Source organism: Rhizobium sp. BE258 (assembly GCF_031457345.1).
Taxonomy (GTDB): Bacteria; Pseudomonadota; Alphaproteobacteria; order Rhizobiales; family Rhizobiaceae; genus Rhizobium.
Genome location: NZ_JAVDWL010000010.1, coordinates 1 through 19,337, shown reverse-complemented (window position 1 = coordinate 19,337; position 19,337 = coordinate 1). Strand labels below are relative to the sequence as shown.

Annotated in this window: 19 protein-coding genes and 1 pseudogene; 9 read left to right on the top strand and 11 right to left on the bottom strand. The window is 59.8% G+C overall.

Translation table 11 applies throughout. The annotated features are described in order from the left end of the window. Positions 1-81 precede the first annotated feature (81 nt). Complete coding sequence (locus tag J2X43_RS27980; protein WP_310300741.1) at positions 82-2,106, top strand: bifunctional sugar-binding transcriptional regulator/dihydroxyacetone kinase subunit DhaK; 2,025 nt, start codon at positions 82-84, stop codon at positions 2,104-2,106. A gap of 56 nt (positions 2,107-2,162) precedes the next feature. Next, positions 2,163-2,804, top strand: coding sequence for a dihydroxyacetone kinase subunit DhaL (dhaL, locus tag J2X43_RS27975; protein WP_310300374.1), 642 nt, complete (start codon positions 2,163-2,165; stop codon positions 2,802-2,804). A 196-nt stretch (positions 2,805-3,000) separates the two neighbouring features. On the opposite strand, the gene J2X43_RS27970 is transcribed toward dhaL, so the two are convergent. The 8 genes from J2X43_RS27970 to J2X43_RS27935 all read right to left on the bottom strand — a co-directional run bounded on the left by J2X43_RS27970 (position 3,001) and on the right by J2X43_RS27935 (position 8,884). After that, the gene (locus J2X43_RS27970; protein ID WP_112540874.1) at positions 3,001-3,222 is read right to left on the bottom strand and encodes a hypothetical protein; all 222 of its coding nucleotides are present in this window, start codon (positions 3,220-3,222) and stop codon (positions 3,001-3,003) included. Positions 3,223-3,319: 97 nt separating this feature from the next. Further along, positions 3,320-3,526 (bottom strand): hypothetical protein, encoded by a 207-nt coding sequence (locus J2X43_RS27965; RefSeq protein WP_310300370.1) that lies wholly within the window; start codon positions 3,524-3,526, stop codon positions 3,320-3,322. Between the two features lie 308 nt (positions 3,527-3,834). Continuing rightward, complete coding sequence (rsgA, locus tag J2X43_RS27960) at positions 3,835-4,857, bottom strand: ribosome small subunit-dependent GTPase A (RefSeq protein WP_310300367.1); 1,023 nt, start codon at positions 4,855-4,857, stop codon at positions 3,835-3,837. Positions 4,858-4,920: 63 nt separating this feature from the next. Beyond that, a complete protein-coding gene (locus J2X43_RS27955) occupies positions 4,921-5,097 on the bottom strand; it encodes a hypothetical protein (protein ID WP_310300363.1) in 177 nt (58 codons plus the stop codon). 191 nt (positions 5,098-5,288) lie between these two features. After that, positions 5,289-6,038: an N-formylglutamate amidohydrolase gene (locus J2X43_RS27950; protein ID WP_310300360.1), complete on the bottom strand. Its 750-nt coding sequence runs from the start codon at positions 6,036-6,038 to the stop codon at positions 5,289-5,291. Then, positions 6,035-7,354 carry a glutamine synthetase family protein gene (locus J2X43_RS27945; RefSeq protein ID WP_310300355.1) on the bottom strand — a complete coding sequence of 440 codons (1,320 nt, stop codon included), beginning with the start codon at positions 7,352-7,354 and terminating at the stop codon, positions 6,035-6,037. The genes J2X43_RS27950 and J2X43_RS27945 overlap by 4 nt, the downstream gene beginning before the upstream one ends. Beyond that, positions 7,351-7,995, bottom strand: coding sequence for an isochorismatase family cysteine hydrolase (locus J2X43_RS27940; RefSeq protein ID WP_310300352.1), 645 nt, complete (start codon positions 7,993-7,995; stop codon positions 7,351-7,353). The genes J2X43_RS27945 and J2X43_RS27940 overlap by 4 nt, the downstream gene beginning before the upstream one ends. After that, positions 7,988-8,884 carry a MurR/RpiR family transcriptional regulator gene (locus J2X43_RS27935; protein WP_310300350.1) on the bottom strand — a complete coding sequence of 299 codons (897 nt, stop codon included), beginning with the start codon at positions 8,882-8,884 and terminating at the stop codon, positions 7,988-7,990. Before J2X43_RS27935 ends, J2X43_RS27940 begins: the two co-directional genes overlap by 8 nt. Positions 8,885-9,306: 422 nt before the next feature. On the opposite strand from J2X43_RS27935, the gene J2X43_RS27930 reads away from it, so the two are divergent. The 6 genes from J2X43_RS27930 (at position 9,307) to J2X43_RS27905 (ending at position 16,529) form a co-directional block, all read left to right on the top strand. Continuing rightward, a complete protein-coding gene (locus J2X43_RS27930) occupies positions 9,307-10,290 on the top strand; it encodes an ABC transporter permease (RefSeq protein WP_310300348.1) in 984 nt (327 codons plus the stop codon). A gap of 49 nt (positions 10,291-10,339) precedes the next feature. After that, positions 10,340-11,356 (top strand): sugar ABC transporter substrate-binding protein, encoded by a 1,017-nt coding sequence (locus J2X43_RS27925; RefSeq protein ID WP_310300345.1) that lies wholly within the window; start codon positions 10,340-10,342, stop codon positions 11,354-11,356. Between the two features lie 73 nt (positions 11,357-11,429). Further along, entirely contained in the window at positions 11,430-13,553 is a 2,124-nt protein-coding gene (locus J2X43_RS27920; protein ID WP_310300343.1) for an ABC transporter permease subunit, read from the top strand. Next, positions 13,550-14,599, top strand: coding sequence for a hypothetical protein (locus J2X43_RS27915; protein ID WP_310300340.1), 1,050 nt, complete (start codon positions 13,550-13,552; stop codon positions 14,597-14,599). The genes J2X43_RS27920 and J2X43_RS27915 overlap by 4 nt, the downstream gene beginning before the upstream one ends. 1 nt (position 14,600) lies before the next feature. After that, a complete protein-coding gene (locus tag J2X43_RS27910) occupies positions 14,601-16,109 on the top strand; it encodes a sugar ABC transporter ATP-binding protein (protein WP_112540883.1) in 1,509 nt (502 codons plus the stop codon). A gap of 18 nt (positions 16,110-16,127) precedes the next feature. Then, a complete protein-coding gene (locus tag J2X43_RS27905) occupies positions 16,128-16,529 on the top strand; it encodes a carboxymuconolactone decarboxylase family protein (protein WP_112540884.1) in 402 nt (133 codons plus the stop codon). Positions 16,530-17,163: 634 nt separating this feature from the next. Here the strand turns inward: J2X43_RS27905 and J2X43_RS27900 are convergent. The 3 genes and pseudogenes from J2X43_RS27900 to dnaE2 all read right to left on the bottom strand — a co-directional run. Beyond that, positions 17,164-17,706 carry a GNAT family N-acetyltransferase gene (locus tag J2X43_RS27900; protein WP_310300336.1) on the bottom strand — a complete coding sequence of 181 codons (543 nt, stop codon included), beginning with the start codon at positions 17,704-17,706 and terminating at the stop codon, positions 17,164-17,166. Continuing rightward, positions 17,706-18,014 (bottom strand): DUF1778 domain-containing protein, encoded by a 309-nt coding sequence (locus tag J2X43_RS27895; protein WP_112386889.1) that lies wholly within the window; start codon positions 18,012-18,014, stop codon positions 17,706-17,708. The genes J2X43_RS27900 and J2X43_RS27895 overlap by 1 nt, the downstream gene beginning before the upstream one ends. Before the next feature lie 248 nt (positions 18,015-18,262). After that, positions 18,263-18,799: pseudogene (gene dnaE2 / locus J2X43_RS27890) on the bottom strand (error-prone DNA polymerase); the annotation flags it as partial. A gap of 122 nt (positions 18,800-18,921) precedes the next feature. Here dnaE2 and J2X43_RS27885 point away from each other — a divergent pair. Beyond that, positions 18,922-19,337, top strand: a 416-nt coding sequence (locus tag J2X43_RS27885) for a helix-turn-helix domain-containing protein (RefSeq protein WP_310300333.1), incomplete at its 3' end; no start/stop codon positions are given.

Here is a 19,337-nt window from a genome sequence, read left to right as displayed (position 1 = left end):
TCCAGAGTGGCAGCGGTTAAGACCCAGCAGGCGCGAAAAGCAGGCGCAGGCAAGAACGACCTCGCACAGGCGCCGGACGCCATGCCGTTGCGCTACGGCGACGACCCCTATGTCTGGGCATGCTGGCTCTACTACGAAGACGGATTAACTCAAGGCGATATCGCCGAGGTGATGGGCATATCCCGCGCAACGGTGAACAGCTATCTCGCCGACGCACGTGATCGCGGCATCGTCAACATTGCTATCGAACCGGCACGGCTTGCATCGCTCACCGTTGCGCAAGCGCTCAAGCGGCATTTTGGCCTTGCCGACTGCCTCGTCGTTCCGAGCGAGGACACCGCCAGGCCGCTGATCGACAGGATCGGCGTTGCCGGCGGCCAAGCGCTACATCGATTGATCAAATCGGGCGATACCGTCGCAGTGTCGTGGGGCCGCACGGTGCTGGCGATCAGCGAGCGCGCCGAGGTTCCAGGATTGCAGGATGTCACCGTTGTGCAGGCAACGGGCGGCACGCGCGCAAGCTTCGCCTATACGCCTGAACTCTGCGCCGCGGCGCTGGCCACCGCCGTCAACGGCAAGCTGATCAACATCTCCGCACCCGCCATCGTCTCGGCGAACGCCGTGCGTGAGTCGTTTATGCAAGAGCCGCTCATCGAGAGCCAATTCGGTGCTCTTGCCGGTGCCAACAAGGCGCTTTTTGGCATTTCGTCGCTGCGCCCCAATTCCACCATTCATACCAGCGGCTTCTTCGAATCTGTTCCACTGCAGGACTATCTAGCCAAGGGCGCCGTCGGCGTGGTGGCCGGACGTTTCATCGATGGGCAGGGCCGCGCGATCGCTGGGCCGCTCGACGACAGAACGATCGGCATTTCCCTTGAGATGCTGAAGAACATCGATCTGCGCATTGCCGCCGCCGGCGGCTTCGACAAGGTGCCGTCCATTCTTGCGGCGTTGCGCGGCGGCTATGTCAACGTGCTGATTACCGACGCGGCGACCGGCCGCGGCATTCTCAACGCCGATGGCGTGACCGATATCGATCAGCGATCGCCCCAGCGCCTGCGGCCGGAAAGCCAGACGCCTCTACCGCCGGCCGCGCGAACGCGCGTGAAGAAATTTCTCAACGATCCCGACAATGTCGTCGAAGAGATGCTGGATGGCGTAGTGCGCGCCCATCGCAAGTATCTTTCGCCGATCGAAAAATCGCACCGCGCGCTGGTTGCGCGCGACGGACCAAGACCGGGCAAGGTAGGGCTGGTCATCGGTGGTGGATCCGGACATGAGCCGGGATTCCTGGGCTATGTCGGCAAAGGTTTGGCGGATGCCGTCGCGATCGGCAACATCTTCTCGTCACCGCCTCCCATACCCATCCTGCATTGCGCGAAAGCTGCATCCGGCGGCGCCGGCGTTCTTTTCGTTTATGGCAACTACGCCGGCGATGTGATGAATTTCGAAATGGCGGCGGAGATGGCAGAGGCTGCGGGAATTCCCGTGCGAACGGTTCTTACCACCGACGACATCACCTCTTCGCCGATCGAAGACCGGGATGGGCGGCGCGGCGTGGCGGGCAATTTTTTCACCTTCAAGATAGCTGGTGCGGCCTGCGATCGCGGTCTGCCGCTCAATGCCTGCGAAGCCGTGACCCGCAAGGCGAATTTACAGACCTATACGGTCGGCGTGGCGCTTGAGCCATGCTCCATGCCGCAGACGCAACGGCCCAATTTCGAGATCGGCGCCGAAGATATCGAGTTCGGCATGGGCATCCATGGTGAGCCGGGCGTCATTCGCGAAAAGATGATCAGCGCCGATGAGATCGTCGACAGGGTGATGGATCGGATATTCCAGGAGATGAGGGCGGCCAAAGGCAGCCGTGTCGCCGTGCTCGTCAACTCGTTCGGCGGGACGCCGATGATGGAGCTCTATATCCTGTTCAGACGTGTCGAGCAGCGGTTGAGTGCCAAGGGCATTGCGATCGAAGCCAATTGGGTCGGGCACTACTGTACGTCGCTCGACATGGTCGGGGCGTCCATCTCGATCATGGTGCTGGATCAGGAACTGACGGAACTCTTGCACCATCCCTGCGACACCGCGGTGCTGAAGATAACGTAAGATCGGCATGCACCGGCCTCATCATCGGGCGTCTTGTGCATATGGGAGGGGAAGCAATGGCAGAGAATGATGCGCGCAAGCTCAACCGGATGTTCAATCGGATATCCAGCTTGATCGCGGCAGAAAAAGACTACCTGACCGAGCTTGACGGCGCGATTGGTGATGCCGACCATGGGATAACGATGTCTCTTGGCTTTGGCGCCGTCGCTGGTGAATTGGCACGGTCCGATCTCGACGAGATGCCGCCGTCGGTTGTGATGACAACCGCAGCTTCGGTGTTCCTCAACGCCGTCGGCGCCTCGACAGGCCCTCTTTATGCGACAGCGTTTTTACGTGCCGCAAAGGCACTGGAAGGCCGGCAGTCTCTGAACGCTGCGGGGCAAGTCGCCATGTTGGAGGCGATAACGCTTGGCATACAGGAACGTGGGAAGGGCCAGCGTGGCGACAAGACGATGCTTGACGCCTGGATTCCGGCCGCCGAGGCGGCTCGTGCAGCACTCGTGCGCAAAAGCGGGGTAAGGGAACTGTGGCGTGACGTGGTGGTGGCAGGCGAGGGTGGGGCGGAGGCCACACGTTCAATGGTGGCGGTGCGCGGACGAGCGGCGCGGCTTGGCGAGCGATCCCTCGGCCATGTCGACCCGGGCGCGGCTTCTGCGGTTCTGGTTTTGAAAGCGATGATGGAAGTATTCGCGGATTGAGTTGATCAGAGCGGCATTTGTCGCGTGACATCCGATAGCAATGCTCCATCCGATTGCACCGGGAACACAGCTTCAGCGGCTGGAGGCAAAGGGCTTTGTGCGACGGGCTTGCGCGAGAACATACGCCAAATGACCGATTGCAGAGGAAAGCGGGCCAGAGCGAGATTGTCGCCGGTTCGGACGCACCAGCACGATGTCAGGGCAGCGGCTTAATCAGCCGAAGCCTGTTGCCAGGTGCAAACTCGACGATACGGTCCTGCTCCAGGGCTTCGAGCACCGCCGTGATCTCATCCTGCGTAAACCCCGCTGCATTCAAGGGAACCCCGAGTTCGAAGAGGTTGATCGTCACATCCGGATTTCCTTTCATCGCACGGAGCCGTTCGGTTATTGCGGCTTCGGTATCTTCAAATCGGCCCATCTCAACTCTCTGCCCGCTTCATCTTAGGCGGGAACGTAGAGTAAACTGCAGCAATTGTCGCGCTATGGCTTCGCATTGCTTCGAGAGCGATGAGGCTTCAGGTGCGATCCAGCGGCCAGATCGACCGCTTTACATTGACGTAGGGCCGCAACTCCGCGCGCGGCGTGGCCAGAGCGCCGCTGTAGCAGACGACGACCTGGCCGGCGAGTGGCTCGAAGGCGGCGCGGAAATGCTGCATCGACTTCAATACCAGGAATTTCAGCGATGCAGGTCGCGCCGCGGGACGGCCATGGGACCAATGCACGCGAGTTCGCGTGCCACCTGCCGTTAACAGCACGTTTGACGATTCCGATCTCCTTTCGCTACGCGGTGGTCTGTAGGAGGCATTTTCGTGCGGTCTGGAGATCGTTGCCTTCGATCCCAACCGGAACGATTTTCTGCTGCTGCCGATCTTGCGTGGCCCTGCCGAGAAATAAGCCGTGCTGGCGGGGCATGACGGTGGGAAAGATGCGCTGATAAACTTTTGCCCTGCAGCCGCCGAAATACGAATCAAGGCCGGGTCCTGCCAACGCCGCTTACGCGACGCCCGCGATTGCCGCCCGCCACAGGCGTTCAATATTTCTTCTTGCGAACGATCTTGTTGCCGCGTGGTCCGCTCACGACAGGTGTTCGCTCACGGTTTTCCGCAAGCAGGCTGCGCCAGCGTTCCAAGCGATCGGCGGACAGGGCGCCACTTGCAACAGCTGCCTGGACGGCGCATCCGGGTTCATGGGCATGGGTGCAGTCGCGAAAACGGCAAAGCGGCGCCAGCTCGGTGATTTCAGCAAAGAGTGTATCTATGCCGTCGGCAACATCGCTTACGTAAAGTGTTCTTATTCCTGGCGTATCAATGACCCAGCCGCCGCCTGAAATTGCGTGCAGGGATCGAGCCGTGGTCGTGTGCCGGCCCTGTGAATCATATTCCCGGATCGCGCCCGTCTTTTGCTTCGCGTCAGATTCCGACCCCGTCATTGTGTTCACAAGCGTCGATTTTCCGACACCGGAGGATCCCACCAGCGCGACGGTCTGACCTGCGCCGCACCAAGGTCTCAACTGCGACACTGCATCGGCAGAGCGCCCGTTCAGGGCGACGACAGGCACATCCCGTTGTAGCGCCCCGGCTTCCGCCATGAACCTGCCGGCGTCTTCAGTGACGTCGGCCTTTGTCAGTACAATCACCGGGCTACTGCCGGCTTGGATCGCCATGATCAGGTAGCGTTCCAGCCGGGCGAGATTGAAATCCGCATTGCAGGAGGTGACGATGAACAGCGTGTCGATGTTGGCGGCAACAAGTTGCTGGCCACGTCCAGCTTCCGGGCATCGTTGAAAGACACTTTTCCGATCGAGACGGCGGACAAGCATACCGGTCAGGGGATCGGCAAGAATCCAGTCGCCCACCGCATATTCAGCGGTGTTGGCGTGGGCTGGAAGTTCAATTCCGGCCGGTCCAGTGACGTCGATTGCCTCAAGACGTGCGCGGTGAACTGAAGCAATCCGTCTGGGGATCAAGTCCGCCTCGCCGGGCTGGACCTGTTTCGCGAAGAACTCAGACCACCCAAGCAGTTTAAGCGGTGACGAAAGGGGGAAGCTGGTCAATCTTGCACCGCATCGGGTAAGGTTGTCACATTCGTTTCTCAATGCTGTTTCGCGGTTTATCGCCTAACGGCGTGGCTGATCCGGCTTTGGCAGAGAGGTTGCGTAAGCTGCAGCCTCGCCGGGATAGGGGAAATCCTCCCCAAGCTGACGGTCACCGTCATAGACCTTGAAGGCAGGCCCATCAATTTCAACGATCTTATAACCGTTCACGTATTCAAACTTCGGTGTTTTCCAACCCAAAAAGTTCTCCAGTACCGTTTCACAGTTTTGAGAATGATACACAACGGCTCATGCCCCCGTCGGCTGTCATCTACCACTTGCTGACACAAAATGCGATCAATCATCGCGGCAACGAAGATGAACATTTCAAGTAAGCGCTCTGCCGGGCACCCACATGACCCGGCTGTCCAAGGGTCGGCAACACGCCGGTTTCAGCTCAAAGCCCCGGCGAGATAGGTTGCCCAGCGCGATTGACCATCGGCGGATCCGATCAGGTCTTGGCGGATCTCGACCAGCACGGCATCCAGCCCCCGGTCTTCGCCATGGACAGGGATGGCGTAGTCGCTGATCCGTTCGATCACGTAGGGGACATTCGCTCCTATCCTCAACTTGGTGATCTCCGTCAGACGGTCGATGATCTGCCGTCCCAGTCCAAACGACTTACCAAACAGGATGCCGGCGTGCCAGGGACGCTGCTCTCCCAGGAACACTGGGGTGAACGAATGGATCGCAATGATCTTCGTTGGCCGTCCTTGCTGCTGGCGCAGGTCGAGATGCCGCGAGATTGCAGCCTGGAACGGCGTGAATATTCTGTCTGTTCTGAGTTGCCTGTCTTCGGCCCCAAGGTGGAAATTGCCGGGGATATCGGTTGCTTCGGACCGTTCGGGAATGCTTGTCGGACTTTCGGGTGGCCTGTTGAGGTCGATGAGAAGCCGCGAATACTTGCCGATGAAACACGGGGCGTCGAGATGCAATGAAAGCGCGCGGCTTACGGCTTCTGCTCCGATATCCCAGGCGATATGGCGAACCAGGTCTTCGGGCGGTAACCCGAGGCCGTCAAACACCTCCGGAATGTAATTCGAGGCGTGCTCGCAAATCAGCACGATCTCGGACTGGCCTTCGGCGTTGAGCACCTCGACCGGATCTGGCCACGCGTGAAAATCTGATGTCCGGCTGCTCAATAGACCGCCCTGTAGCTGGCGCAGGTCGCCTCCTCGTCGAGGCCTTCAAGCGACTTGATTTCGAACGCCTTCATTCCGGTGAATGTGTCCAGGAATACCTTCGGGAACCATGATGCGACGACCGGATCGCCTTGCAGTGCCTCGAGGGCGTCCTCAAGCGTTTCAGGGAGCCGTCGAAGACCCAGCTCTGCGCGGTCTGCTTCCGTCAGTTCGTCGGGGTCGCCGGAGTGAACGGGCGGACAGGGCAGCCGCGCCTTCAGGCCTTCCAGACCGGCGCGAACAATGGCCGCCAGCGCCAGATAGGGATTTGCCGTCGCGTCGGCAGCACGATATTCGACGTTGAAGCTTTTCGCCGGATCGTTGCCGCCGATCGTCACCGTCGGGCATATCCTGAGGGTCGCTTCCCGGTCCTTGTCGCCGAGCCAAGTGTAGGAAGAGCTCCAGTTGTGCGGCTTCAGACGATAGTAGGAGGAGACGCTCGACGCCGTTAATGCGGTGATCGCTGGAAGATGCTTGAGGATGCCGGCGCAGAAGGCGCCAGCCGCTTCCGACAGTCCCGATGGCCCTGAAGCGTCATAGGAGGCCGGTTGTCCATCGGCCCCGACGAGACTGAAATGAATATGGACACCGTTTCCGACCGATGACGGCGATGTCTTCGGGGCAAATGACGCCTTCCAGCCGCGGTTACGGGCGATTTCGCGGATGATCTCTCGCAGAGCGACGGCACGGTCGGCGGCTGCAAGTCCTGTTGACGGTGCATTCGTCACCTCGAACTGGTCTTCCCCATATTCCGAGATGATGACTTCAGGTTTGAGACCGGCTTCGTCGAGCGCCTCCATCACCTGCGAGGCGAAGCCATCCACGCGCCGCAAGCCGGCAAAGGACATCACATGTTCGCGTGGCAGGCCGGCGTCCAGCAGTTTGAACTCGTGTTCGAAAGCGGCAACGATCGTCAGTCCGGTCTGTGCCTTCAGGTCATTGAGAGCATTGGCCAGGATGGTTCTGGTGCAGCATGCCCAGGGCTGGCCGTCCAGTTCCACAAGGTTGCCCGGCACCATATCGAATGGCGTGTCCGCGCCGGTCTTTGCGGTGCGGAATCGGGCTGTCGCGTCCGGCAGCAATCGCAGATCGCCCGAAGAGCCCCACGGATTGGGATGCGCAATGACGTTGAACGGCGTCAGCGAAAGGTTCGCCTGCAGCCAGCCGACGCCGCCCGTAAGCATCTTTTCAAACGCGCTGCTGGCAACAAAGCGGCCCCGGGTCACCGCAGCAATGTCGGTCGTGACGATCCCGGTCAGAGCCCCGGCGCCGGTCATGCAGCCGACCTCGCAGCCAGGCGGTTGACGACCGTATCGGTGTCGGTGACCCAGCAATAGCCACCGAATGCCTTCAAGGCGATGTCATGGCGTTCCTGGGACGCGGCGGCGCAGGCGTCGGATACGCAGGTCACGTAGTAACCGCGATCTGCCGCGTCTCTGACGGCCATGTCGACGCATTGGTCGGTCATGATGCCAGTGATGATCAGGTAGCGGATGCCGAGATTCTTGAGAACGTAGTCGATGTTGGTCGAGTTGAAGACGCCGGACGACGTCTTCGGGATGAGGATCTCGTCATTCCTCGGGCCGAGATTTTCAGGAGGAAAGCCCTCAGGGCTGCTTGGCGGGATATGGATTGGCGTCAGCTTGTGATCGAGCGATCTGTCACGGCCATCCTCCGTCAGGCTCTGGATGATCGTGTGCAACACCTCGATGCCGTTCGCTCTTGCCGCTGCAAGCAGGCGCTCGTTGTTGGGAATGGTGACCGATGCCGTTTGGCGGTAGAAATAGTGATCGGGACCACGCTCCGGATGATCGGGATCGAGCCCCGGTTCCAGCCAGATGCGCTGCATGTCGACGAGCAAGATCGCCGTTTCGCCTGGGACGTAAGGGGCATCCCGCCTCAGAATTGGGCTAGGCATCGCTTGTGGTACCTTTCGTGCGCTTGGGGCCGGGTTGGGTGGAGCTGACAATGTCGGCGCCATCGAGCGTGACGGCATTGTAGGCACGCACAGCTTCGAGGCTTTCAACGCGCCTGCGCGTCGCATCGTCGAGCGAGGCGAGAATTTGTGCTACCAGCGCCTCGATCTGGGCCACGGCCGGTGCCAGCGTGTCGTAGGGCGAAGGGACGTCCAGAGGACAGATGATCGTGACTTCGGCATGTTCCGCAATCGGCGAGAGCCACTGATCGGTAAACAGGATGACGGATGTTCCGCGATCGGCGGCCTGTGAGGCAAAGGCGATGACGTCGTTCTGATATCGCCTGTAGTCGAAGGCGATCAGCACATCTCGCTTGCCATAGTCGACCAGAATGTCGAACGACTGTGCGGAAAGCGTGCCGATATCGTGCACGTTCGGCCGGAACTGCGACAGATATCCGGAGAGCATTCCGGCGATGTGGCGGCTAAAGCGGCCGCCGACCAGGCCGACGCGTCCCTTGGCCGCCATGATGATCTTGGCGACCTTATCATAGGTATTGCTGGGCGTCGCGCCGATCGTCTTGTCGATGGTCTCGGAGACAGCGTGAAGATAGGCCTCTGCAATGCCCTGGACTGCGCCATCCTGCCTTTTTGCCTCCATCATCAGCAACGGAGAATGGAGACGGGCCTCGACCTCCGACAGCAACCGCTTCTGCAAATCGGGAAAACCCTCAAAGCCAAGCTTGACCGCAAGACGAACGACAGTCGCATCGCTGACGCCTGCCTTTTTGGCGAGATTTCCGGCCGTACCAAGGCCGGATGCCGGATAGTCGGCCAGCAGAATCTGCACGATCCGTTCTTCCGACGGCGTCAGCACCAGCTTTTGATCCAACAGCAATGTCCTGACGTCCGTCACGGCTGCTCCCCCTGAAGTTCAATCTGCGAAATACAATAAAATGGCAAAATGTGAAAGGAATTTTTCAGATTGTCCCTTCTGCGGCGCCGTCCCCGTTTCTTGTCGATCTCATTTCAAGCCTTTGCGCTTCATCCCATCATGAAATGATATTGACATCGCGGCGGGCAGGGGCCTAACGTTCTCGCAACGCAGCAACAGACTGCGTGGGAACAAGTCGAATAGCACCGTACAGCATGCACCGCTCCGCGCATTGGCGTGGAGGAGCGCCGAGAATTCGATTTCGCGCGAAAGCCTCTTTGCGTCGAAATTCCTTCTCCAACTCCGGCTGTATTTAGGGGCTTCAAACTTTGACGATCTTCCCGCGCACCGGCAGGCTTCGCGTGATTTGGGGACGTGGAATGAAACGTAGCGGACTGCATCTGACGGCGTTGAGCCAGGAGACGATCGTGGCCGCGATCGCCGTCATCATCTTTATCGTGGCGTCGGCTACTCTGCCTGGTTTCTTCACGGCCGAAAACGTCGTCTCGATCATCCGCTCGGTATCCGTGCTCGGCATCCTGGCGCTTGGAATGGCCGTCGTCATCATCGGGCGTGGCATCGATCTGTCGGCCGTCGCCGTCATGGCGATGTCCGTCGCGTGGTATCTCCAGCTGCTCAACGATGGAAGCTCCGGCTGGCAAGCGCTCGCCCTTGTGCTCGCAGGGGTCGTCGGTATCGGCCTGCTCAACGGCTTTCTGGTCGCTTATGCCGATGTGCCGGCGATCTTCGTCACCCTTGCCAGCGGTTCGTTCGTCTTCGGCTTCGTGCGCTCGCAGCTGATCGCCCAGGATGCCGTGCCGGTTCCGCCCGACAACTGGCTGCAGCTGTTGGGCGGCCTGCGCTTTCTCGACATCCCGATCGAGGTCTTCATTTTCGCCGCTCTCGCGTTCGTTATCTTCCTGTTCCTTCGCTACACCAAATGGGGACGCTACGTGTATTATGCCGGGGACAATCCGGTCGCCGCCCGCAACGCGGGCATGCCCGTCCGGCCGATGCTGGTCTTTCGTTACGTCCTCTCCGCGCTCGTCGCGTTTCTTGCCGGCCTGCTGACGGCCGCCAGCCTTCACTCGATCAATACGCGCGTCGTCAACTCGACGCTCCTCTATGACATCGTGCTGGTCGCGGTGATTGGCGGGATCGGCCTTTCGGGGGGAAAGGGGAGCGTTCGCAACGTGCTGTTCGGGTCGGCGCTGATCGGCATCATGCTGAACGCGATGACCATCATCGACATCCCGCTGATCTACCAGAACCTGATCAAATCCACGATCCTGCTCGTCGCCATCGTAATCGACGGGCTTCTCAATCCGCGTGACGAGCAGACGGCCCAGCAGGGGGACATCTGAACGTGGCGCGGGACGAACGAATTCATCCGTCAACTCATCGGGGGACCCCATGAAATACGTGAAGGCACTCTTTGCCGCAGCGACTTTGTCGCTGTCGGTTTTCGTAACCGCCGCTCCAGCGCAGGAAGATCCGGGTCCGGCAGCTTATTCCCAGGCCCTCAATGGCAAGCGGGTGATGCTCGTTCCGATGGCCATGGGCTTCGACCTCGCGCAGGGCTGGGCGCATTATCTCCAGACCGAAGTTGAGGCCTTCGGCGGCGTGTTCGAGACCCGCGACCCCAACTGGAGCGTCGAGGCCGGCGCTCAGGCGATCACCGAGGCGATCTCCTCGGACACCCGGCCGGATGTCCTCATCGTCCATTCGCCGGACCTGAACTCCTACGCGCGTCTGCTCAAGAAGGCGCAAGCCGCCGGTACATACGTCATCCTGATCGACAATCCTGCAAACTTCGCCGCTGACGCTTTCGTCGGCAGCGATTGGGACCGCCTTGGCCAGCTGGAAGCCGAAGCGGTGATCAAGGGCTGCGGGCCCAATTCCTCGAAGAAGATCGGCCTCGTCCAGGGCGACCAGGTCAATGCCTCCAGCCTCTACCAATATGCAGGCATCACCAAGGTTCTGGCGAAGAACCCGGATTTCCAGGTGGTCGCGAAACCCGATTCCAACTGGGATGCGACGACCTCCCGCAACGTCACCACGACGATGCTCCAACAGCACCCCGATATTTGCGGCATCATCGATTTCTGGGATGGCGACGCCTCGGGTGCAGCTGCAGCCATTCGCGATGCCAAGCTGCAGGACAAGGTGTTCCTCGTCACCACCGGCGGCGGTGAAAAGGCTGCCGACTGCGATAATCTGGAAAACGGCACCTACGGCGCTGTCGTGATGACCGAACTTCATCACCAGTCGCGCGACATCAACGCCATCATCAAATTCCTGTTGCAGAGCGGCCAGCCTGCCGGCACCTCCAAGGCTTATATCTACACCCTGGAAAAGGCGACGACCAAGGCGGACCTGAAGCCCGACAGCTGCTGGGACCTCAAGGCACTGAAGACGGCTGCGAAGTAAGCACCTGTCTGCAAATGGAGCCCCTCGGCCGAGGGGCTTCGCACGTCTTCCCCATCTCATCCGGTCCATACACATGACATTCAGAGAACGCTTGCAGGTGTGGCGATACAATTTGATCCCGGATCACCTCGCCGGCGAGATCCTGACCAAGCGCTGGACCGACAATGCAATACCATTCCTTGCCCTGGTGATCGTCGTCGCCGGATTTGGCTCGGCAATCCCGGGTTTCTTCAAGATCAATTCGCTCCAGGATTCGACCCGTCAGCTCGGCGAGTTCTCGATCGTCGTCACCGGGCTGACCGTCGTCATGCTGGGGGGCGGGATCGATCTTTCGGTCGGTTCGATTTTTGCGCTGTCCTGCTTTGCGGCCGTCTCCACCTTCTTCATCTTCGAGCAGCCCGTCTGGGTCGCCCTGCTGGCCTCGATCGCGACCGGTGTCGCTTTCGGTGCGATCAACGGCTATCTGGTCGGTTTTCTCAGGCTCCGGGCATTTCTGACGACGCTGGTGACCTTCATCATCGGCAGAGCGGTCTACGACATCCTCGTCGTCAATTTCGCCGCCCAGATCCAGATGTCCTCGGCCATGTCTGACGTCTGGGATTTCGTCGGCGATGGCACGGTGCTCGGCATATCGGTGTCCGTCCTGACGGCGATCGTCTTCATCGTCCTGACGCATATTGCCCTGACGCGGTCGCGCCCAGGCTGGCATATTCTCGCCGTCGGCGGCTCGCGCCGCTCGGCGCATAATGCCGGCATCAAGGTCAAGCGGACCGTGTTCCTGACCTATGTATTCTCTGGGCTTTGCTCCTCGATCGCAGGCTTCCTGATTGCCTGCCGGCTGAGCGGGGCAGGGCCCGGCACGGGCCTCAACCTCGAGATTCTGGCGCTTACGGCGGCGGTCGTCGGCGGCAATAGTCTTGGCGGCGGAAGAGGGTCGGTCATCAAGGGCCTGATGGGCGCAATCATCGTCCTCGTCATGACCAACGGTCTTATCCGGCTGGGTTACGGAACCGGCACCAACCAGATGGTACTCGGCCTGATGCTGGCAGTCGCCGTCACGATCGATATCAGATGGCTGAAGAACCGTCACAAGGTCTTGAACGAAGTCTATGTCGCTCCCGTCTACCTGCGCATGGGGGAAGCGCAATCCGCCGTCCCCGGTTCGGGCACGCCCTATGCGCTGGACGACCGGTTGTCGCAGACGCAATATATCGGCCTTGGCGAGCTCGAAGGTCCCGAGGATGTCATCCTTGATGATGACGACAATCTCTATTGCGGCACGCGTCACGGCGAGATCGTCCGCTTCTTCGCCCCTGATTACCAGCGCTCGGAAGTCTTTGCCCATGTCGGCGGCTTCCCGCTGGGCCTCGCCTTCGACAAGGGCCGCAACCTGATCAGCTGTGTCGGTGCGATGGGTCTCTATTCGATCGCGCCGGACCGTACGGTGACCAAGCTGACGGCCGAGACATCGAGGTCCTGGACTTCCGTCGTCGATGACGCGCGGCTGCGCGACCCGAACGACTGCGACATCGCGCCCGACGGCCAAATCTACTTCACCGATTCGACGAAGCGATACGACGCGCATGACTGGGCGCTGGACTCGATCGAAAACCGCGCGACGGGCCGCTTGCTGGTCTACGATCCAAAGACTGGCAAGACCAAGACCCTGCTGGATGGGTATCGCTACACCAACGGCGTTTGCGTCGCCCATGACGGCAAATCAATCTTCTTTGCCGAAAGCTGGGCCTGCCGTGTTCACCGCTACTGGCTGGAAGGACCGAAGGCCGGCACAGCCAAATGCGTGATCGCCGATATGCCTGGCTATCCCGACAATATCAATCGCGCCTCGGACGGCACCTATTGGATGGCCTGGCTCGGCATGCGAACACCAAGCTTCGACCTGTCGCTTCGCCACCCAGGCATGCGCAAGCGCATGACCCGGCGCCTCCCTCAGGACGACTGGCTGTTTCCGAACATCAACACCGGCGGCATCGTCAAATTCGATGAGACCGGAACCATCCGCGATGCCATGGCCGATCTTTCCGGCGTCTCACACCCGATGGTCACATCGATGCGCGAGCACAAGGGCTATCTCTACGTCGGGGGCATCCTGAATAACCGCGTCGGCCGCTACAAGCTCTCGAGCGCCAGTCAGACATGGACCGGGCCGTCCTCCTATTGGGGGAGCGCCCTATGATTTTCGATCCGATCCTCGATCTGTTTCGCGGCAAGGCCGTGACCATCCCGCCGCTCGACGGTGCATTTCGTCCGAACCAGGCGCTCGACGATGCGCCGCTGATCGCGACACTTCCTGACGTCGACAATGCGCTCGTGCACGATGGCCGGCTCGTCGTCTCGTCCGGACGAAAACTGCTTTCTATCTTGTCCACAGGGCAACAAGAGGTGTTGCAGGAGTTCGATGCGGAAATCTGCGCAACGGCGGCGTCGGCGTCGGGGACGCTGGCGATCGCTCTAGTGTCCGGCTCACTCGTTCTCGATCGCGAAGCGCTGCCGCTCCCTAAAGAGATCAGGTGCATCACCGCGCTTGCCTTCGCCCCCGATGGGGCATTGTGGCTGGCAAATGGTGCAGATCGCATCGCGCCGGATCAATGGGCACAGGATCTCATGTCAAAAGGGCGCTCAGGAAGCGTCTGGAAGATCGAACCCGGCAGCCGGGCGCCGCGCAAGGTCGCCGGCGGCCTGGCATTCCCCTATGGGCTTCTGGCAAATTCCGATGGCGTTGCCGTCAGCGAAGCCTGGCATCACCGGATCGTCAGGATCTCGGCATCAGGCCCCATAGAGACAGTGGTCGACAATCTTCCCGGATACCCAGCGCGGCTTTCTCAGGCCGCCGATGGGGGAGCGTGGCTCTCGATCTTTGCTCCGCGTAACCGCCTGATCGAATTTGTTCTTCAGGAGCAGCGGTATCGTGAAGACATGATGGCAAGCGTCCCGCCCGAATTCTGGATCGCGCCATCGCTCTCATCGGGAACGAGTTTTCTCGAGCCGCTGCAGTGCGGCAGCATCAAGACCATGGGAATCCACAAGCCTTGGTCACCGAGCCGCTCCTACGGTCTGGTCGTCAAGCTTGATGCCCGGCTGCAACCGCTATCAAGCCTGCACAGCCGCGCCGATGGCATCAGGCACGGCACCACCAGCGTTGCCGAACACGAGGGCAGGCTATTCATCACCTGCAAGGGCGCCGGCATGCTCGTATCCATGGATGTGGCGGAGGTCAGATAGAATGGCGGCAGCAAACGAGATCATCGTCCACCTGGAGAACGTCACCAAGGAGTATCGCGGCGTTCCCGCGGTCAAGAATGTCAGCTTCGATTTGCGCAAGGGCGAAGTCCACGCGCTGCTGGGCGAAAACGGCGCCGGCAAGTCGACGCTGACGAAGATCATCGCCGGTGTCGTCGAACGGACGTCCGGTACCATGACCCACCATGGCAAGGAGGTCAGCTACGGCTCGCCGTACCAGGCGCTGGACGCCGGGATCGCAATGGTCTTCCAGGAGACCAGTCTCGTACCGTCCATGACGGTGGCACAAAATCTCTATCTGGGGACGGAAGGCTTTCTGAACCGCCTGCGCGGCATCTACATCTCCGCTCAGCAGTTTTTGCAGTCACTCAACTTCCCTGTCGATCCGACGGCTATGGTCGAAACCCTGGGTGCCGCCAAGAAGCAGATGGTCGAGATTGCCCGCGCCGTTCACCACAATGCCGAGATCATCATTTTCGACGAGCCGACTGCAACGCTGACCCCTGAAGAGAAGCGCCACTTTTTTGCACTCGTGAGGCGGTTGAAGGCGAGGGGAGTGTCGATCGTCTTCATCAGCCATGCGCTCGAGGAAGCGTTGGCGATCGCCGATCGCATCACCATCCTTCGTGATGGTGAACTCGTCGCATCGGGAGACACGTCGGAGTTCGACCGGGAAAAGATCATCGCGGCGATGGTCGGCAGAACGCTGACCGGAGAACTCTATCGCAAGCGCGATTCATCCACCATCCGTAAGCCCGGCAAGAAGGTGCTCTCGGTTCAGGACCTGTCGATGAGCAATGTTGTGCGCAACAACTCGTTCTCGATTTTCGAAGGACAGATCACCGGCGTCTTCGGGCTTATCGGATCGGGCCGGACCGAAACCTTCAAGGTCGTCTCCGGCATCTACAAGCGCGACTTCAAGCGCGGCGGCTCTGTCGAGCTCGATGACAAGCCCGTCCGCTATTACGTTCCCCGCGAGGCGGTGAAGGACGGCATCGTCTACGTCACCGAGGATCGAAAGAGCGAGGGTTTTTTCGAAACGATGTCGATTGCCGAGAATATCTTCGGCGGTCTTCTGTCCGCCGACCGCGAGAAGAGCAGCATCATCAGCATGAGCGAGATGCACAAGCTTGCCGTCGAGTGGACGAGCAAGCTGAACATCCGCGCGATCAACGACAACGCGCGCGTCGTTGAACTGTCAGGCGGCAACCAGCAGAAAGTCGTGATTGGCAAGGGTCTCGTTCAGGAGCCGCGGGTGGTGATCTTTGACGAGCCGACCCGCGGCGTCGATGTCGGCGCCATCGCTGAAATCCATCAGATCATCAATGAGCTCGCCGATCGCGGATTGGCGGTCGTGGTGATTTCATCCTATCTGCCAGAGATCATGAACCTGTCGGACCGCATCCTTGTCTGCAGGCAGGGCCGGATCGTCGAGGAATTTTCGCCAGGCGATTCCACCGAGGCAAAGATCATGTACGCTGCCGTCCACTGACGAGCGAAAGGAACGACAATGGCGACCGTGAAACTCCTGACCGATGCCGAAATCGAAGTGATCCCGGCTGCGAAGGCCGTTTTCGACGATATCCGGGCGACCCGGAAGTCGGATTTCATCAACAACTTCTGGCGTGGCCTAGCCAATGATCCGCCCTTGCTGAAGCGCACCTGGGAAGGCCTCAAGGCCGTCATGGCTGTCGAAGGCGTTCTCGATCCGCTGACGCGCGAGATGATCTACATTGCGGTCTCCACCGCAAATGGCTGTTCCTATTGCGTTCATTCGCACACGGCCGCAGCGAAGGCGCGTGGCATGACTGAGGCTCAGCATGCGGAACTGCTGGCGGTGATAGGGCTCGCAGGGCAAACAAATCATCTTGTCACCGCGATGCAAATTCCGGTCGATGAGGCGTTTCTCTAGAGAAGCTAACCCAAGCGCATGATGGCCGCCTTGGAGGGTAGGGCATCAGCCACTTTCTCGCAGATAGGCAGCAAAGGCTTGGCGCCAAGTCGCTCAACCGTTGCTGGGTGACATTGGCAAGATCCATGTCCCCAGGCATGAAGCGTCGGATGCGTTTGTTGGTGTTCGACGCTTTGGAACGATATCGAGACCTTCGGCATTCTTCATCACCTGCGCGACGAGACGATCCTCACGTTCGAACGTGAGATCGCCTATCCGGCTGGGATGACGGCCTGGGGCACCGCCCTCACGGTGGAGCAGGAATACCAAGGCACCGAACCGGCCGTTTATTCAGCTTCCGCCGTCGCCAAGGATTTCTTCGCCGATCTGGCCAGACAGGCTGAGGAATACCTTCAGGAAGTAGAGGCACTCACACGCAATCGATAGCGGTGCAAACCAGCTTTTCGGTCAGCCGACGCTACGGCGACAGCAGCTTTTGCCAGCGTAGAGAATGAGCGCAACGAAATCAGGTAGCACTAGCGTGGCATGGTGCTCCGGGTTTACGACGCGGCGGTTCGGGCGCCCTGCCTCACATTATAAACTGGCATTGAATCTTTACGGGAAAATCGTCGAAGGACGTCTGAGCGGCAGGGCGTTAGTCGAACATCTTCTTGATCGTTGCGACGGCGATGAACATCCGCATCGCGTTGGTGGCCAAGGGCTGAAAGCCGTATTGCTTGTAAAGCTTCACCCGCCTCTCGGTTCGCGCTGCATCACCGCAATCAAGGACATCGAGCATGACGATAGCCGTTCCTATCTCATCGGAGATCCGCGCTATTCTCATGAGACAGTCGATCAGCAAGTCGCCGCCGTATCCGCTGCCCGCGAATTTCAGGTCGCGACCGATCATCGAGATGTAGGCTGCCGGAATTGAGCCGTGTCCGGGCCGGTCACGGGCAAACTTCTTCGGAAGCTCGGTATAGTCCACGGCATGGTTGTTGATGGCGTAGAAGCCCATCACTAGGCCTCCGTCTCGAGTCATCACGAAAACACGAAGATTGTCGCTCTTTTGAAGCTTGTTTGCCGTCTTCTGGAAAAAGTTATCGACCTGCTCAATCCCGCAAGAAAACGCCGCCCGATCGTGCTTCGAAGGATCGAACGGCTCGATGATCGGCTTTGGTGCCTCACTCTGCGGCATTATTTTGAGACGACAGTCGCGCTATGGCGCTTGAAAGCCGCCTTAAGGCTATCTGTCGGCTCTGGCGGATTGTCCAGCGCCGCAAAAAAGGCAGCATGATCGGCCGGCTGCAAAAGGGTCCGTTCATGAGCGGCAATCGTGGTCATAGCCGCTTGATAAGCCGCGTTGATGGTAAAAGCCGAATCGTCCACACCGGACAGCGCAGCAGCACGTTGGATTGCTGTCTTGATCCGCGCCTTCGTACGAAAGCCCATACGTGCGTCGCTTGGCTCATCGATCTCTGCGGTCATATCTTTGAAAGCAACCATCATCGCCTCCTGGTCAGGATAATATTGTCATTATGCATGTACGTCTAAACGACGTACACGTCAAGTTAGCAGATGGATCATTGTACGTCATACATACGTACAATGACGATCGAACTGCGTCCATGATTCTTTTGATCGGCTGTTCCGGCAGCGCTGCTGCTGTCGTCGAAGAAACAGAACCATCGACTTCAACGTTCAGCAATCGTGAAAAACAGCAGGGGTCCTTAATTCACGCAACCGCACCGCTATCAGTGAAAATTCCGCGCCTTGATCTTCAGTGTGTCGATATGAAGGTCCGGAACGAACATATCGCGCGGAGCGATGACCGGCTTCGGTGTATCCCGCGGATCCGGCCCTCCGCCATGGGCAAACTCGTCGCCGGGGCCGGCCGGCAATCTGAAGGCCTCGTCGCGATCGGCGAGGCCGAGATCGCCAGACAGGTCGAACAGCTGATGGGCAACGAGATGAACGACCTGCCGGCGCTTCTCGAACAGCGTCGGCCAGACGACAAGGTTGGCGGGGCCGGTTTCGTCCTCGATGGTGATGAACATGAAGCCTTTTACGGATCCCGGCTTTTGGCGCACTAGGACAAGGCCGGTCGTATAGACCCATCGCCCGTCGCGCGCGCTCATCGCATCGGCGCAGGTGTTGATGTTGCGCGCCGAAAGATCCTCGCGGAGGAAGGCAATCGGATGCTGCGGCAGGGTCAGCCCAGTATGGCTGTAATCCTAGATGGCGTTCTGGCCATCCGTCATCTGCCGAAGTGCCACCGCCGGCTCCTGCTGCAGCATGTTCCATAATGTTGATTATGCGATCTTCGTGTGTAGCCGCAAAGTTAGAATGTCCTGTTTCTGCAAAGTTGGAATGTCACACTCCCCGGGTCTGAATGACGTCTGGGAGATTGCAGATGGGATTGATTGCGATGAGCGAACGCGATCTGCAGCGGATCGAGATTTTGTCGAAGGTGGTTGCCCAGCGGATGACCACGGTGTCAGCGGCGCATGTGCTTGATCTGAGCGAGCGCCAGGTGCGCCGGCTGCTGGAGCGTATGCGGACTGGCGGCGCGGCTTCGATCCGGCACAAGGCGATCGGCCGACCGTCGAACAACCGGATCAGCGACGGGGTTCGCGATTATGCGATGACGCTGGTTCGCGAACGCTATGCGGATTTCGGGCCGACGTTGGCGACGGAGAAGCTGGCTGAACGCGATGGTTTGCGGGTGTCGCGCGAGACGGTGCGCAACTGGATGGCGGATGCCGGCCTCTGGCTGTCGCGCAAGCAGCGGCGGACGTTTCATCAGCCGCGGCTGCGGCGCGAAGCCTA

Bases quoted from the DNA above. Each gene is read 5' to 3' on its own strand.
- J2X43_RS27915 (WP_310300340.1), top strand. From the start codon at position 13,550: ATGATTTTCGATCCGATCCTCGATCTGTTTCGCGGCAAGGCCGTGACC.
- J2X43_RS27900 (WP_310300336.1), bottom strand. From the start codon at position 17,706: ATGCCGCAGAGTGAGGCACCAAAGCCGATCATCGAGCCGTTCGATCCT.
- J2X43_RS27930 (WP_310300348.1), top strand. From the start codon at position 9,307: ATGAAACGTAGCGGACTGCATCTGACGGCGTTGAGCCAGGAGACGATC.
- J2X43_RS27940 (WP_310300352.1), bottom strand. From the start codon at position 7,995: ATGCCTAGCCCAATTCTGAGGCGGGATGCCCCTTACGTCCCAGGCGAA.
- J2X43_RS27925 (WP_310300345.1), top strand. From the start codon at position 10,340: ATGAAATACGTGAAGGCACTCTTTGCCGCAGCGACTTTGTCGCTGTCG.
- J2X43_RS27980 (WP_310300741.1), top strand. From the start codon at position 82: ATGCCGTTGCGCTACGGCGACGACCCCTATGTCTGGGCATGCTGGCTC.
- dhaL (WP_310300374.1), top strand. From the start codon at position 2,163: ATGGCAGAGAATGATGCGCGCAAGCTCAACCGGATGTTCAATCGGATA.
- J2X43_RS27945 (WP_310300355.1), bottom strand. From the start codon at position 7,354: ATGACCGGCGCCGGGGCTCTGACCGGGATCGTCACGACCGACATTGCT.
- J2X43_RS27905 (WP_112540884.1), top strand. From the start codon at position 16,128: ATGGCGACCGTGAAACTCCTGACCGATGCCGAAATCGAAGTGATCCCG.
- J2X43_RS27910 (WP_112540883.1), top strand. From the start codon at position 14,601: ATGGCGGCAGCAAACGAGATCATCGTCCACCTGGAGAACGTCACCAAG.
- J2X43_RS27920 (WP_310300343.1), top strand. From the start codon at position 11,430: ATGACATTCAGAGAACGCTTGCAGGTGTGGCGATACAATTTGATCCCG.
- J2X43_RS27970 (WP_112540874.1), bottom strand. From the start codon at position 3,222: ATGGGCCGATTTGAAGATACCGAAGCCGCAATAACCGAACGGCTCCGT.
- J2X43_RS27895 (WP_112386889.1), bottom strand. From the start codon at position 18,014: ATGGTTGCTTTCAAAGATATGACCGCAGAGATCGATGAGCCAAGCGAC.